Origin of the sequence: Halomarina pelagica (assembly GCF_024228315.1) — an archaeon.
In the GTDB taxonomy this organism is placed as follows: Archaea; Halobacteriota; Halobacteria; order Halobacteriales; family Haloarculaceae; genus Halomarina; species Halomarina pelagica.
The window spans coordinates 2478511-2493626 of record NZ_CP100454.1 but is presented as its reverse complement, the minus strand read 5'-3'; the positions used below and the strand labels follow the sequence as shown (position 1 = coordinate 2493626).

The following is a 15116-nucleotide window of genomic DNA, read 5'->3' as shown; positions in this document are numbered from 1 at the left end:
AGCCCTACTGTTGATGCGGGACAGTAGCGAGATTGGACGGCGACCGGCGAGAGTTACCCACCTAACGGGTTCGGTGGAGCGGAACCTACTCGCTCGGATTCCGAACCCGACTGCGGGTCGTGCGTAACTCCGCGTCCGCAGTGGTCCAAAAATCGGCGCGCTCGTCGCGTCCGTTCGGTGTTCGACGTTCGATGTTCGACGTTCGACGTGAGGCGGGGCGGGTTAGTTGTCGCCGCCGACCTCCACGTCGTCGCCGTCGCTCTCGATGTCGAAGCCGTCGTCGCCCTCGACGTCGAGATCGTCGTCGTCCTGTTCGATGTCGTTGTCGCCGTCGTCGAACTCGAGATCGCCGTCGCCGTCGTTCTCGAAGTCGAGGTCGTCGTTGTCGACCTCCAGTTCGTCGTCGTCCTGCTCGATGTCGTTGTCGTCGTCCTCGAACTCGACGTCACCGTCGCCGTCACTTTCGAAGTCCACGTCGTCGTCGTCGACTTCGAGGTCGTCGTCGTCCTCCTCGATGTCGAGGCCGTTGGCTTCGACGTCGACGTCGTCGTCATCGAATTCGAGGTCGACGGGACCCCTGGTGCTCTCGAAGTCGAGGTCGCCGTCGTCGTCGCGGTCGTAGTCCACGTCCGCGGTTTCGACCTCGCTACGGTCGTCGTGCTCGATCTCGAGATCGTCGCTCTCGACGTCCACCTCGTCACCGTCGTCGTCGGTCTCGAAGTCGAGGTCGTCGTTCTCGACCTCGGCGTCACCGTCGTCCTGCTCGATCTCCTGACCGTCGCTCTCGACGTCGACCTCGTCGCCGTCGTCGGAGGTGTCGTAATCGAGGTCATCGTCGGCGCTCTCGACGTCGACGTCGTCACCGCCGTCGTCGTGATCGATCTGCCGACCGTCGCCCTCGATGTCGACGCCGTCGTCCGTCTCCTCCACGTCGACGCGATCGCCGCCGTCATCGTTTCCGTTTCCGTTCCCGTTGCCTCCGTTTCCGTTTCCGTTGTTCGCGTTCGCTCCGTCGCCCGTGCCGCTATCGGTGCCCTGACCGCCGGAGTTCTGGCCGGCCAGCGCGCCCATAGAGCCGAATACGACGACTACTGCGACGAGAATCACCAGCACGGATACGAGCGTCCGTCTCGTGTCACTTCCCAACATGTTGATTCGCCCCACTCTCTACGAGAGTTGTGTAATTCTTGACCGCCCGCGGGGGAGTAGTAGCGACCTAACTGGTTAGAGACGGGCGGACCTACGTGGTTAGGACACCCGGAGGTTAGCTGGTTCGGATGGAAACCGGCGAGGAGGGAGAGACGACGGGTTTCGGGGAATCGGCGATGCTGTTGCGTTGCTTCGTCGCACAGGGTTCACCCGAAGCGTTCCCGCCGCGTGCCTGCTCGACGTCCTGGCTTCAACTCCACAAGGGTTCGTCTGAAACGCGTCCGTCCTCGGGGAGCCGATCCGATTGCCCGTGGCTTCAACCCCACAAGGGTTCGTCTGAAACACTGCGCTGGTCGGGCGTCCCTTGCGAGAGCGCGCTTCAACCCCACAAGGGTTCGTCTGAAACCAGTCTCGTGTCCCTTCTCCTGAAAGAGGACGTTCGTGCTTCAACCCCACAAGGGTTCGTCTGAAACCACGGCGTGCTCTCGGCGTCGAGATAGATTTCTGTGCTTCAACCCCACAAGGGTTCGTCTGAAACAGTCGATGCCATGCTGCACCCGCCGATTTCAGCCTGCTTCAACCCCACAAGGGTTCGTCTGAAACGCTTATCGAGGCCGTCCCAATCTCGCGTACAAAGCTTCAACCCCACAAGGGTTCGTCTGAAACGATTGGATGGTTGCTTTCCACGATATCTCCATGCTCGCTTCAACCCCACAAGGGTTCGTCTGAAACAGGAGCGTCAGCGTCATGTACTGCACCCCGAGGTCGCTTCAACCCCACAAGGGTTCGTCTGAAACCGGGGCGTGTACGCCGTGGCCCCCAGACGATGGGGGCTTCAACCCCACAAGGGTTCGTCTGAAACTCCAGAGGTAGGCCTCGTAGTCGTGGACTCTCTCGAGGCTTCAACCCCACAAGGGTTCGTCTGAAACTCGAGGCCATCGAGCGACCGAAGCAGGGAACGAAAGAGCTTCAACCCCACAAGGGTTCGTCTGAAACTAGGACCGTGTGACGGGCGCGTGAGTTGGTATACTGCGCTTCAACCCCACAAGGGTTCGTCTGAAACACGCCCCGGTGAGAGTTCTCCTCGGCCCGGAGGTCCTTGCTTCAACCCCACAAGGGTTCGTCTGAAACAACTGCAGGGGTTCTCGGGCTTCTCGGGCACCTCGCTTCAACCCCACAAGGGTTCGTCTGAAACGCGTTGACGATACTGTCGCCGTCGAGTTTGTTCGTGCTTCAACCCCACAAGGGTTCGTCTGAAACGCCGTTCGTGAACGCCGCGTCCGTCCCGCATGTTGAGGCTTCAACCCCACAAGGGTTCGTCTGAAACGCGAGGACGACCACGTACACATCCTGTTCCGAGCGCTTCAACCCCACAAGGGTTCGTCTGAAACGCGAACCTCAATCGTCATCCCCCGAGACGAGTTGCTTCAACCCCACAAGGGTTCGTCTGAAACGGGATCGACACGTCGGGCGCGCAGAACCAGGCGGCCTATCGGCTTCAACCCCACAAGGGTTCGTCTGAAACGCGACGATGGACGACCACACGGGGGCGCGAGAGGCGCTTCAACCCCACAAGGGTTCGTCTGAAACACGGAGTGTCCCGAATGTGGCGACCGCGTCCTCGCTTCAACCCCACAAGGGTTCGTCTGAAACCATGCCCGGATCGCGGGCGATACGCCTTCTCTCGACCACTGACGCATAACCGTTTCCGTCGACCCCCAATCCCCCCTCCACCCCCGGGGGGTCGACGGCGTTCGGGCGCGTGAAGGCGTACCAGCATCACGTCGGACTTAAGCCCACCCTGCGACACCTACCGGTATGAGCGGCGAACAGGAACTCGGCATCACCGAGTCCAAAGCGCACAGCCCCGGCGACTGGTACGCCGAGGTCGTCCGGAAGGCCGGCCTCGCGGACTACGCGCCGATGGGCGGTTTCATCGTCACGCGTCCCCGCGGGTACGCCCTCTGGGAGGGTCTGCAGTCGCACCTCGACGGCTGGTTCAAGGAGACCGGCGTGCAGAACGCCTACTTCCCCCTGTTCATCCCCGAGAGCTACCTCGAACGCGAGAAGGACATCGTGGAGGGGTTCGACCCCGAGGTGGCGTGGGTCACCCACGGCGGGTACGAGGAACTCGAGGAGCGCCTGGCGGTCCGGCCCACCAGCGAGTCGATCATCACGCCGTTCATGGCGCAGTGGATCCGCAGCCACCGCGACCTCCCCATGCGGCTGAACCAGTGGTGCTCGGTCGTGCGCTGGGAGGCGACCGACACGAAGCCGTTCTTCCGCACGAAGGAGTTCCTCTGGCAGGAGGGCCACACCGCCCACCGCGACCGCGAGGGGGCGTGGGAGGAGACGATCCGCCGCCTCGACCAGTACGAGCGCCTCTACACCGACGTGCTCGCCATCCCCGCGCTCCGCGGGAAGAAGCCGGACCACGACAAGTTCCCCGGCGCGGACACGACGACGACGCTGGAGGCGCTGATGCCCGACGGCAAGTCCGTCCAGTCGTGCACGAGCCACTACCTCGGGACGTCGTTCGCGGAGGCCTACGACGTCACCTACGCCGACGAGGACGAGGAGGAGCAACTGGCCCACACCACCTCGTGGGGACTCTCCTGGCGCGCGCTAGGGGCGCTCATCATGACCCACTCCGACGACCAGGGACTCGTCCTGCCGCCGACGATCGCCCCCGAGCAGGTCGTGATCGTCCCCATCTGGCAGGAGGACACCCGCGAGGCGGTCCTGGAGTACTGCGAGGGACTGCGCGACGAACTCGGCGGGGCGGGCGTTCGCGTCCACCTGGACGACCGCGACGAGCGCAACCCCGGCTTCAAGTTCAACGAGTGGGAGTTGAAGGGCGTCCCCCTCCGGATCGAGGTCGGCCCCAACGAGGTCGACGACGCGGAGGTCACGCTCGTCCACCGCCCGGACGGGGAGTCCGAGGCCGCGGACCGAGACGACCTCGTGTCGGCGGTCGAGGACGCGCTCGACACCGTCTACGCGAAACTCTACGCCGACGCCGAGGAGAACCTCGAGTCGAACGTCCGCGAGGCCCACGGTCGAAACGAGATCCTCGGCACCATCGGACGGCACGGCGGCTACGTGAAGACCGGCTGGTGCGGCGACGAGACCTGCGAGGCCGAGATCAAGGAGCAGATCGCCGCCGAGATCGTGATGGTGCCCATGAACGACGACGAGGAACCCCCACACGACACCTGCGGGGTCTGCGGCGAGCGCGCGGAGACGACGGCCTACTTCGCGAAGTCCTACTGAACCCTGGCGGGGAACGGGGACACACGCCGACTCTCCCCGGAGGTCCCGACACACCGAGCGTGACGGCCGCGCGGCCGTCACGACGAACGTCACTTCGATACCGCGTTCCGAATCGTTTTGTTTGCATTATTTGCACCGTCCCCGGTAGATGCGTCAGGTCTACCCCACTCCTTTACCACACCCGCCCGGCTGTAATATGTCTTAATATAGCATAAACAGGGTGATACCCCCTTGAGCAGAACCCTCATGGGGGACGATTGCTCGTGGATAGGTATGGCTGAAGATCACTCACTGAGCTTTGCGGGTGGTGCCGGACTCGCAAGGCCCGACGACGCCCGCGCGAGCTGCGGGGTGGGCCTCGTCATGGACCTCGACGGCGGACGCTCCCACGGGGTGGTATCGGACGGACTCGACCTCCTTCGAAACCTCGAACACCGCGGGACGACCGGGGCGGAGGAGAACACCGGCGACGGTGCGGGCGTCATGGTGCAGGTTCCCCACGAGTTCTTCGCGGACGAGGTGGACTTCGACCTCCCCGACCCCTACGCGGTCGGGTCAGTCTTTCTGCCCGAGGACGAGGCGGTGCAGGGGGAGTTGAAAGCGCTCGTCGCGGAGGTGCTGGCCGAGTACGACCTCGACGTGCTCGGGTGGCGCGACGTCCCGACGGACAACGCCGACCTCGGAAAGACCGCGCTCGACTCGGAGCCGGACGTCTGGCAGGTGTTCGTCGGCCCGGCCGCTGATCTCGACGCGGCGACGTTCGACCGCCGTCTCTACGTCGGCCGCCGCGCGCTCGAGAAGGGCGTCGAGAACCGCGACGTCCCCGGTCGCGAGCGCTTCTACGTCTGCTCGCTCGACCGCACCCGTCTCGTCTACAAGGGCCTCCTCACCGCGGAACAGCTCGCTGACTACTACCCCGACCTCCGCGACGAGCGCGTCCGCTCCACCTTCGCGCTCGTCCACGCGCGCTTCTCGACCAACACGCTCGGCGCGTGGCACCTCGCGCACCCCTACCGGACGATCGTCCACAACGGCGAGTTCAACACCATCCAGGGGAACATCAACTGGATGCGCGCGCGGGAGAACGACCTCGAACACGAGGCGTTCGGGGACGACGTCGACACGCTCCGTCCGGTCATCAACGACCCGGAGCAGTCCGACACCGCGAGCGTGGACAACGCGGTCGAGTTGCTCCTCCAGGGCGGACGCGACCTCCCCCACGTCCTCCGGATGCTCATCCCGGAGGCGTGGCGCGACCCCGAGACGGGCGTCAGCGAGGCGCGCCGCGAGTGGTACGACTTCCACGCCTCGCTGGTCGAGCCGTGGGACGGCCCGGCGCTCGTGGCGGCGACCGACGGCGAGCGCGTCGGGGCGGTCCTCGACCGCAACGGCCTCCGGCCGTGTCGCTACGACGTCCTGAACGACGACACGCTCGTGATGGCGAGCGAGGTCGGCGCGCTCGACCACGACCCGAGCGAGATCCGCGAGCGCGGTCGCCTCCAGCCGGGACAGCTCTTCCTCGCCGACCCGAGCGAGGGGCGGGTCATCCCCGACGCGGAGGTGTTCGAACGACTCACCGACGAGAAGTACGGCGAGTGGGTCGGCGAGGAACAGGTCCACCTGACCGACCTCGACGACGAGCCGAGCCTCGGCGAGCGCGTCGACGGCCTGCGCGCCCACCAGGCGCTCTACGGGTACACCTACGACGAACTCGACCACCTGGTCGAGCCGATGGCGCGCACGGGGAAGGACCCCGTCGGCTCGATGGGCGACGACACGCCCCTGACCGTCCTCTCCGACTACGACCGGCCGCTCGACTCGTACTTCAAGCAGCTGTTCGCCCAGGTGACGAACCCGCCGCTCGACTACATCCGCGAGGAGCTGGTCACGTCGATGGAGTGTCGCCTCGGCCACCAGCGCAACCTGCTCTCCGAGTCGCCGGCGCACGCCCGACAGCTCGTGCTCGACTCGCCGTTCCTCAGCGACGCGCAGACGGCCGCGATCAAGGATCTGGACGGCCGGGTGACCTCGACCGTACTCGACGTCACGTTCGATCCCGACGAGACGCTCGCCGAGGCGGTCGAGCGCGTTCGCGAGGAGGCGGCGCGGGCCGCGGACGAGGCGGACGTGCTCGTCCTCTCCGACCGCGCGGCGGGCGCAGAGCGCCTCCCCATCCCGAGCCTGCTCGCCGTCGGCGCGATCCACCACCACCTGGTGCGAACCGGGCTGCGCAACCGCGTCGGCCTCGTCGTCGAGTCGGGCGATCCGCGCACCGTCCACCAGATGGCGACGCTCGTCGGCTACGGCGCGGGGGCGATCAACCCGTATCTCGCCCACCAGACCATCGAGGACCTCGTCGCGGGGCCGGACGGCGCGGACCTCGGCGAGACGCTCGCCACCTACCGCAAGGCGCTCGAGGACGGCCTGCTGAAGACGATGGCGAAGATGGGCATCTCGACGGTCGAGAGCTACCGCGGCGCACAGATCTTCGAGGCGGTCGGTCTCGACTCCGACTTCGTCGCCGAGTACTTCGAGGGCACCACGGCGCGCACCGGCGGCGTCGACGTCGGGGACCTGGAGGAGGACCTCCGACGACGGCACGCCGCCGCGTTCGGCGACGACCCCGACCTCGAACGGCAGGGCGAGTTCGAGAACCGAAAGACCGGCGTCCACCACGAGTGGAACCCGCAGACCGTCGGCACGCTCCAGCAGGCGGTCAGGCGAGGGGACTACGAGCGCTACCTGGAGTTCGCCGAACTCAGCAACGACGAGAGCGAGCGGCTCCAGACGCTGCGCGGTCTCCTCGAACTCGACTCGGACCGCGAGCCGATCCCCCTCGATGAGGTGGAACCGATCCACGAGATCGTCCGGCGCTTCTCGACGGCCGCGATGAGCCTCGGGAGCCTCTCGCCGGAGGCCCACGAGAACAACGCCATCGCGATGAACCGCCTCGGCGCGAAGTCCAACACCGGCGAGGGCGGAGAACCGCCAGAGCGCTTCGGCACCGAGAAGGAGTGCAACGTAAAGCAGGTCGCCTCCGGGCGGTTCGGCGTCACGTCTAACTACCTCGCGCACGCCGACGAACTCCAGATCAAGATGGCCCAGGGGTCGAAGCCCGGCGAGGGCGGACAGCTCCCCGGCAAGAAGGTGAACGAGATGATCGCCCACGTTCGGTGTTCGACCCCCGGCGTGGGGCTGATCTCGCCGCCGCCGCTGCACGACATCTACTCCATCGAGGACCTGAAGCAGCTCATCCACGACCTGAAGACGGCCAACCCGGAGGCGGACGTGAACGTGAAGCTCGTCTCCGAGGCCGGCATCGGCACCATCGCGGCGGGGGTGGCGAAGGCGAAGGCGGACGCCGTCCACGTCTCGGGCCACTCCGGCGGGACCGGCGCGTCCCCGAAGACCTCGATCAAGAACGCGGGCCTGCCGTGGGAACTCGGCCTCGCGGAGGCGAACCAGATGCTCAGACACACCGGCCTGCGCTCGCGCATCCGCGTCACCGCAGACGGCGGCCTCAAGACCGGCCGCGACGTGGCCGTGGCGGCCCTGCTGGGGGCCGAGGAGTACGTCTTCGGCACCGCCTCCCTCGTCACCTCCGGCTGCGTGATGGCCCGGCAGTGTCACAGCAACACCTGCCCGGTCGGCGTCGCGACGCAGAACGAGGACCTGCGCGACCGGTTCCCCGGTCAACCCGACCACGTCGTCAACTACATGACGTTCATCGCCCAGGAACTCCGCGAGCTGATGGCGGAACTCGGCTTCCGGACCGTCGAGGAGATGGTCGGCCGCGCCGACTGCCTGCGACAGCGCGAGGACGTCACCCACCCGAAGGCGTCGAAGCTCGATCTCGCCGCGATGCTCGTCCAGCCGTCGGGCGACGGGCGGACCAAGACGATCGAGCAGGCCCACGACCTTGACGAGGCGCTCGATCACCGCCTCATCGCGAAGGCCGCGCCCGCGCTCGACCGCGAGGAACCCGTCCACGTCTCGGGGGAGATCCGGAACACGGACCGGGCGGTCGGGGCGATGCTGTCGTACCACGTCTCGGATCGCTTCGGCGAGGCGGGGCTGCCGGACGACACGATCGCCGTCGACCTGGAGGGCGTGGCGGGCCAGAGCTTCGGGGCGTTCCTCGCCCGCGGCGTGACGCTCCACCTCACCGGCATCGCCAACGACTACGTCGGCAAGGGCCTCTCGGGCGGCACCATCGTCGCCGAGACGCCCGTCGACGCGGCCTACGAACCCGACGAGAACGTCCTCGTGGGGAACGTCGCGCTCTACGGCGCGACCGACGGCGAGGCGTACATCAACGGCGTGGCCGGCGAGCGCTTCGCCGTCCGCAACTCCGGCGTGAAGGCCGTCGTCGAGGGCTGTGGCGACCACGGCTGTGAGTACATGACCGGCGGCGTCGTCGCCGTCCTCGGCGACACCGGGCGGAACTTCGCAGCCGGGATGAGCGGCGGGATCGCCTACGTCTTCGACGAGTCGGGGGACTTCGAGTCGAAGGCGAACACCGGCATGGTGACGCTCACGCGCGACCTCGACGACCGCGACCGCCGGATGCTCCGTCGCCTCGTCGAGAACCACTACGAGCACACCGGCAGCGAGCGCGCCGCCGACCTGCTCGACGAGTGGGACGACGTGCTCGACTCGGTCGTGAAGGTCCTCCCCGACGCCTACGCCGCGGTCATCGCCGAGGAGGAGCAGTGGGACGTCCGCACGGAACTCCCCGAGAGCGCGACGCCCGTCGCCGGGCAGGCCGACGCGGCCCTGCGCGGCGGCGCGGACTGATCGGGACCCCGAGGTCGACCCCAACGGGTTTCCCCGCTCCTCGCGACGGGTGAGCTATGACGACGCGGGGCCTCTCGATTCGACTGATCCGGCATGCGACGCTCCTGCTCGAGGTTGGCGGGACGACCGTCCTCGTCGATCCGATGCTGAGCGACGCGGGCGCGAACCCGCCGATTCCGAACTCGCCGAACGACCGGCGCAACCCGCTCGTGGACCTGCCCGACGCGGACCTCGATCTCTCCGCGGACGCCCTCCTGGTGACGCACCTCCACCGCGATCACCTCGACGACGCGGCGAAGGACCGGCTGGCGGGCGACGTCCACGTGCTCTGCCAACCGGAGGACGTGGACGAACTCACCGAGGCGGGCTTCACCGACATCCACACGGTGGACGACGCGCGCGTGCTCGGCGACCTCGAGGTGATCCGGACGCCGGCGCGCCACGGACACGGCGACCTCGCCGAACGGATGGGTCCAGTCTCGGGGTTCGTCCTGCGCGCCGAGGGGGGCCCGAGCGTCTACCTCGCGGGCGACACCGTCTGGTACGAGGGCGTCCGCGAGACCCTGGAGCGGTACGACCCGGACGTCGTGGTCGTGAACGCCGGCGCGGCGCAGTTCGTCGAGGGCGACCCGATCACGATGACCGCCGAGGACGTGATCGCCGTCTGCGAGCACGCAGACGCGCCCGTCGTCGCCGTCCACATGGAGGCGATCAACCACTGCCCCCTCTCGCGCGCCGACCTCCGCGCGGCGGTCGACGAGGCGGGCGTCGGCGAGCAGGTGTCCGTCCCGGCCGACGGGGAGCGCCCCGACGTCTGAGCGACGGGGGACCGCCACACGTTTGGCCCGTCCGCCGAAGCGTTCGCCATGGACACCGCACTGGTCATCGGCGGGACGCGGTTCGTCGGCCGGCACGCCGTCGAAGAACTCCTCGACGCCGGCTACGAGGTGACGACGTTCACCCGCGGGAACCGCGAGAACCCGTTCGCCGCCCGCGAGGGGGTCGAGCACGTCGAGGGCGACCGGGCGAACGACTCCGCGCTCGCCCTCGCCCGCGAGCGGGCGGACCCCGACGTCGTGATCGACTGCGTCGCCTACCACCCCAGGGACGTGCGCGCCGCGACCGAGGTCTTCGCCGACTGCGCGGCCTACGTCTACGTCTCCTCGGGGGCGGCCTACGGGGAGGAGGTCGTCCCCAAGCGCGAGAGCGAGACGCCGCTGCACGACTGCACGCCCGAGCAGGCGGCGGACGACTCGATGGACACCTACGGCCCCCGGAAGGCCGAGGGCGACCGCGCCGTCGTCGCCGCCGCGGACCGCGGCGTCCGCGCGATGAGCGTCCGCCCGCCGGTGATCTACGGCCCCCACGACTACACCGAGCGCTTCGACTACTGGATCGACCGCGTCCTGAACCACGACCGGGTGATCGTCCCGTACACCGCCCTCAGGCACCTCGCGTACGTCGGCGACGTGGCGAGCGCCCTGCGCGCCGTCGCCGAGTCGGGGGAGGCGGGCGCGGCGTACAACGTCGGCGACCACACGCTCCCGACCCTCCCGGAGTGGGTCGACCTGATCGCGGCGGATGCGGACCGCGAGGTCGAGGTCGTCCGCGCCGGCCCGCGCGAGCTGTCGGCGGGCGGCATCGAACCGAGTGACTTCCCGCTGTACCGCGACTACCCGCACGTCCTCGACACCCACCGGCTGGAGGCACTGGGCTGGGAGGCGACCCCGCTCGCCGAGACGGTCGCGGCGACCGTCTCCGCCCACCCGGAGGGCGCGGGACGCGAGGAGGGACCCGACCGCGAGGCCGAGGAGCGCGTGCTCGGCGTGCTGGAGACGTTCTAGCCGACACCCACCGCTCGAAGACGAAGGCGACGACGCCGAGACGCCCCGTGCAGAGGGAGCCGTCCTCGAACGGGCCGGACCGACCGTGAGGCACCTGTTCGAGTACGCGGGACAGGGGGAGAGCGCCAGCGGTTTCAGCCGTCGGGTGACTCCCGTACGCTACTCGCCGGCGTTCGGCTCCTCTGGAAGCTCGTTGCGATACCCCTTCCGTAGCTCTCGATAGAGGATCCGACCGCCGTACAGCAGGAGCGCGAGGAGGAGAAGACCCGGCAAGAGAAATACCTCGAAACCACCTGGGAGTGTCATGCGGGTCGATACACCGCATTCAGCAAATATCTTGCTCTGTCACCGATCCCGTAATTCGGCGTTCGGAACCGGATTCCCGCGTCGTCGTAACGGCGGTAAATGATGGAACTCCAGCATCGAGAACGAACCGTTATAGCGCGCGCCGGACACCGGACTGTATGTTCGACAAACGCGCGTGGATACGCCTGCCGCGCAACGTGGTCGTCGGCCACGGCGTCCTCGACGAGACGGCCGCGGCCGTCTCGGAGGTGCACCTCGGCGGGACGCCGCTGATCGTCACCAGCCCGACGCCGCGGCGGATCGCCGGCGAGCGCGTCGCCGAGCAGTTCGAGTCGAGCGTCACCGTCACCGTCGAGACGGCCAGCTTCGCCGCCGTCGAGCGCGTCATCGAGGCCGCCCGCGCCGAGGAGGTCGACTTCCTCGTGGGCGTCGGCGGCGGGAAGGCCATCGACATCGCGAAGATGGCCTCCGACACGCTGGCGATGGGCTTCGTCAGCGTGCCGACGGCGGCGAGCCACGACGGCATCGTCTCCGGCCGGGGGTCGGTCCCCGAGGGCGACACCCGCCACAGCGTCGCCGCGGAGCCGCCGCTCGCCGTCGTCGCGGACACCGCGATCATCGCGGACGCGCCCTGGCGGCTCACCACGGCGGGCTGCGCCGACATCATCTCCAACTACACGGCGGTCCGCGACTGGGAACTCGCCCACAGGCTGAAGAACGTCGAGTACTCGGAGTACGCGGGGGCGCTCTCGCAGATGACCGCGGAGATGCTCGTCGGCAACGCCGACTCCATCAAGCCCGGACTGGAGGAGTCGGCCTGGATCGTTGTGAAGGCGCTCGTCTCCTCCGGCGTCGCCATGTCGATCGCCGGCTCCTCCCGACCAGCGAGCGGCGCGGAGCACCTCATCTCCCATCAACTCGATCGCATCGCGCCCGGCGCGGCGCTGCACGGCCACCAGGTCGGCGTCGCGAGCGTCGTCACCGAGTACCTCCACTCGGGGTCGGCGGGGCGCTGGCGGAACGTCCGCGACGCGCTCGCGGGCATCGGCGCGCCGACCACCGCCGACGAACTGGGGATCACCGCCGAGGACTTCGTCGAGGCGATGACGACCGCCCACGAGATCCGCGACCGCTACACGATCCTCGGCGACGGCGTGAGCCGCGAGGCGGCCGTCGAGGCCGCCACGGTGACGGGCGTCGTCTAGGCTAGATCGCGGCAATCGAGCGCGGCGGATCCGGACGCCACGCGCAGTCCGGCCCGGGATCGCCGTCGACGTGGTCGCCGGCGAAGAGCGCCGAGAGCCGGTAGAGCGGCTCTTTCCCCGAGCTTCTCGCGTCCGTCAGACAGACGATCGTGACCCCGAGGAGGTCGTCGAGCGAGGCCTCGACGCCGGTCCGTTCGCGCAGCGACCGGCGCGCGCCCGACTCGATGGTCTCGTCGCGGCGAACGACCCCGTAGGGGTCGGTCCACCCCCGTTCGTCCTCGCGGACGGCCAGCACCTCGTCGGCGGCGTTTCGGACGCGGATCGCGGCGTCGACGACGCCCCCGTCGGCGAGCGAGGCCACCCGATCGTACACCTCGGAGCGGACGCTGACGGTCGTCTGTCGGACCGCGAACCCGCTGTACGAACCGTCGAGCGCGCGGAGACACTCGGAGACGCGCTCGTGGGTGTTACTCGCATACATCCGACCGATCCTTTCACGTCACCATACATAAACCCAAATGACCTTCCAGGGCCTCAGACGCTATCAAATGGGTGTTTAATCGACGACGAATCCAAATATATCCTAACGGTGTTACACTGGACTAATCGACGCGATCGAGACCGACGGAGTCCCGGTCGCACGAAAAGGTCGCCTTACGAGGGACGAAACAGTTAGCCGCTCAGACGTGTTCGTCGAGGAACGTGACGATGCGCGAGTAGGCCTCGATCCGGTTCTCGAGTTTGGAGACGCCGTGGCCCTCGTCCTCGAAGATCAGCGTCTCGACCGGAACGCCCTGCTCGCGCGCTGCCTCGGCGATCTGTTCGGCCTCGCCGACGGGCACGCGGGGATCGTTCGCGCCGTGGAGGACGAACAGCGGCGCGCGGATCGCGTCGACGGTGTTGACGGGGCTGATCGACTCGAGGAACTCGCGGTCGTCCTCGAGCGACCCGTACTCGGCCTCGCGGAGTTCCCGCCGCCAGGAGCCGGTGTTCTCGAGGAACGTGACGAAGTTGGCGATCCCGACGACGTCAACGCCCGCCGCCCAGAGGTCGGGGTACTCGGTGAGCGCGGCGAGCACCATGAACCCGCCGTAGGAGCCGCCGAAGGCGACGATCCGGTCGGGGTCCACGACCGGCTGACCCGAGAGCCACTCGACGCCCGCGCGGACGTCGGCGACGCTGTCCATGCGCCGCTCCACGTCGTCGAGGTGCGTGTAGGCCGTCCCGTAGCCGGTCGATCCGCGGACGTTCGGCTCGAAGACGGCGTAGCTCCGGCGGAGGAAGTACTGCTTCAGCGCGTAGAACGACGGGCGGCGCTGGCTCTCGGGGCCGCCGTGGACGTCCACGACGACGGGCACGCCGTCGCCCACCGCGCCGTCGCGCTCGTTGGCCGCCCGCGGGACGGAGAAGAACGCCGGGATCTCGCGACCGTCGAAGCTCTCGTAGCGGACGAGTTCGGGTTCGACGAACGACTCGCGGGGGACCCCCGCGGTCGAGGCGCGCGTCCACCGCTCGCGCTCGCCGGAGGCGACGTCGACCACGTGGACGTTCGCGTTCTCCGCGCTCCCGGTGACGGTGAGCGAGAACGAGCGCGCGCCCTCGTCGAAGCTGACCCCGCCCGCGACGCCCGGCGGGAGGTCGAGCGTCCGTCCGCCCCGGAAGACCGCCCCGTCGAGGTCGCCGACCGTCAACTCGGTGTAGCCGTCGACGTTGCGCGAGTAGACGGCCCGCCCCGTGTCGTGATCGAGGGCGACGCCGTCGACGTTCCACTCGTCGTCCTCGACGACCGGCGTGAGCGTGCCGTCGAGGTCGAGGCGCGCGAGGTACAGCAGGTCCGAGTCGCGGTCGGTGACGACGTAGATCCCCTCCCCGTCGGGTGCCCACGTCGCGCTCAGGAAGCGGACGGTCCCCTCGTGAGGCGTGAGGTGGGTGAAGTCGCCCGAGGGGAGATCGAGCGCGTAGACGTCCTGGTCGAACGAGGAGTAGGCCTCGGTGACGATCAGCGCCGAGTCGTCCGGCGAGAACCCCTCGACGGTGAGCCAGCCGTCGCCCTCGTGGACGAGGTCGGCCCCGTCGCCGCGCTCGTCGCGACCCTGGACGTACACGTCGAAGGCGGCCTCGTCCCGGCGGTTCGAGGCGAACGCGAACCGATCGCCGTCGTGACTCCAGCCGCCCCAGCGGTGCTTCGCGCGAGCGTCGTTCGGGCGGGACTCGTTCGACGACGGATCGGACGGGAGGGTCAGCCCGGCGATCGGGTCGGCGGTCGGATCGGGATCGAGGTCGAGCAGGTACAGTTGCATCCGCTCGTCGCCGCCCTCGTCCATGCCGAAGACGGCCTCCTCGCGGGTCGGGGAGCAGGAGACGAACGAGACGGCCTCGTCGTAGAAGGTGCGCTGTTCGGGCCACGCCTCGGGTTCCGAGAGCGTCCACACCTGCGGGACGCCGGTCGTGTCCATGAGGAAGGCGAGCGTGCCCGACGGGGAGAGCGACCCGCCGTAGGCGCTCCGGATGTTGAGATAGCGCTCGATGTCGCGCATGGGAG

At 68.2% G+C, this 15116-nt stretch carries 9 protein-coding genes and 1 CRISPR repeat array; of the genes, 5 read left to right on the top strand and 4 right to left on the bottom strand.

What is annotated here, in order from left to right; translation table 11 throughout:
- Nucleotides 1-222 precede the first annotated feature (222 nt).
- Nucleotides 223-1149, bottom strand: coding sequence for a hypothetical protein (locus NKI68_RS12900; protein ID WP_254543510.1), 927 nt, complete (start codon nucleotides 1147-1149; stop codon nucleotides 223-225).
- A 247-nt stretch (nucleotides 1150-1396) separates the two neighbouring features.
- A CRISPR array of direct repeats spans nucleotides 1397-2802; the repeat unit is 30 nt; unit sequence GCTTCAACCCCACAAGGGTTCGTCTGAAAC.
- A gap of 165 nt (nucleotides 2803-2967) precedes the next feature.
- Between NKI68_RS12900 and proS the strand changes: the two genes are divergently transcribed.
- From proS to NKI68_RS12880, 4 genes are all read left to right on the top strand, one after another.
- A complete protein-coding gene (gene proS / locus NKI68_RS12895; RefSeq protein ID WP_254543509.1) occupies nucleotides 2968-4422 on the top strand; it encodes a proline--tRNA ligase in 1455 nt (484 codons plus the stop codon).
- A 273-nt stretch (nucleotides 4423-4695) separates the two neighbouring features.
- On the top strand, nucleotides 4696-9219 hold the full coding sequence (gene gltB / locus NKI68_RS12890; protein ID WP_254543508.1) for a glutamate synthase large subunit: 4524 nt from the start codon (nucleotides 4696-4698) through the stop codon (nucleotides 9217-9219).
- Between the two features lie 56 nt (nucleotides 9220-9275).
- Nucleotides 9276-10037, top strand: a complete 762-nt coding sequence (locus NKI68_RS12885) for an MBL fold metallo-hydrolase (protein ID WP_254543507.1) — start codon at nucleotides 9276-9278, stop codon at nucleotides 10035-10037.
- 48 nt (nucleotides 10038-10085) lie between these two features.
- Nucleotides 10086-11063 carry an NAD-dependent epimerase/dehydratase family protein gene (locus NKI68_RS12880; RefSeq protein WP_254543506.1) on the top strand — a complete coding sequence of 326 codons (978 nt, stop codon included), beginning with the start codon at nucleotides 10086-10088 and terminating at the stop codon, nucleotides 11061-11063.
- Nucleotides 11064-11222: 159 nt separating this feature from the next.
- Here NKI68_RS12880 and NKI68_RS12875 read toward each other — a convergent pair whose 3' ends face one another.
- On the bottom strand, nucleotides 11223-11369 hold the full coding sequence (locus NKI68_RS12875) for a hypothetical protein (protein ID WP_254543505.1): 147 nt from the start codon (nucleotides 11367-11369) through the stop codon (nucleotides 11223-11225).
- Between the two features lie 158 nt (nucleotides 11370-11527).
- Here NKI68_RS12875 and NKI68_RS12870 point away from each other — a divergent pair, with 158 nt between their 5' ends.
- Nucleotides 11528-12574, top strand: a complete 1047-nt coding sequence (locus NKI68_RS12870) for an NAD(P)-dependent glycerol-1-phosphate dehydrogenase (protein WP_254543504.1) — start codon at nucleotides 11528-11530, stop codon at nucleotides 12572-12574.
- Nucleotide 12575: 1 nt separating this feature from the next.
- On the opposite strand, the gene NKI68_RS12865 is transcribed toward NKI68_RS12870, so the two are convergent.
- On the bottom strand, nucleotides 12576-13055 hold the full coding sequence (locus NKI68_RS12865) for an NUDIX domain-containing protein (RefSeq protein WP_254543503.1): 480 nt from the start codon (nucleotides 13053-13055) through the stop codon (nucleotides 12576-12578).
- A 199-nt stretch (nucleotides 13056-13254) separates the two neighbouring features.
- The gene (locus NKI68_RS12860; RefSeq protein ID WP_254543502.1) at nucleotides 13255-15111 is read right to left on the bottom strand and encodes a S9 family peptidase; all 1857 of its coding nucleotides are present in this window, start codon (nucleotides 15109-15111) and stop codon (nucleotides 13255-13257) included.
- Between the last annotated feature and the right edge of the window lie 5 nt (nucleotides 15112-15116).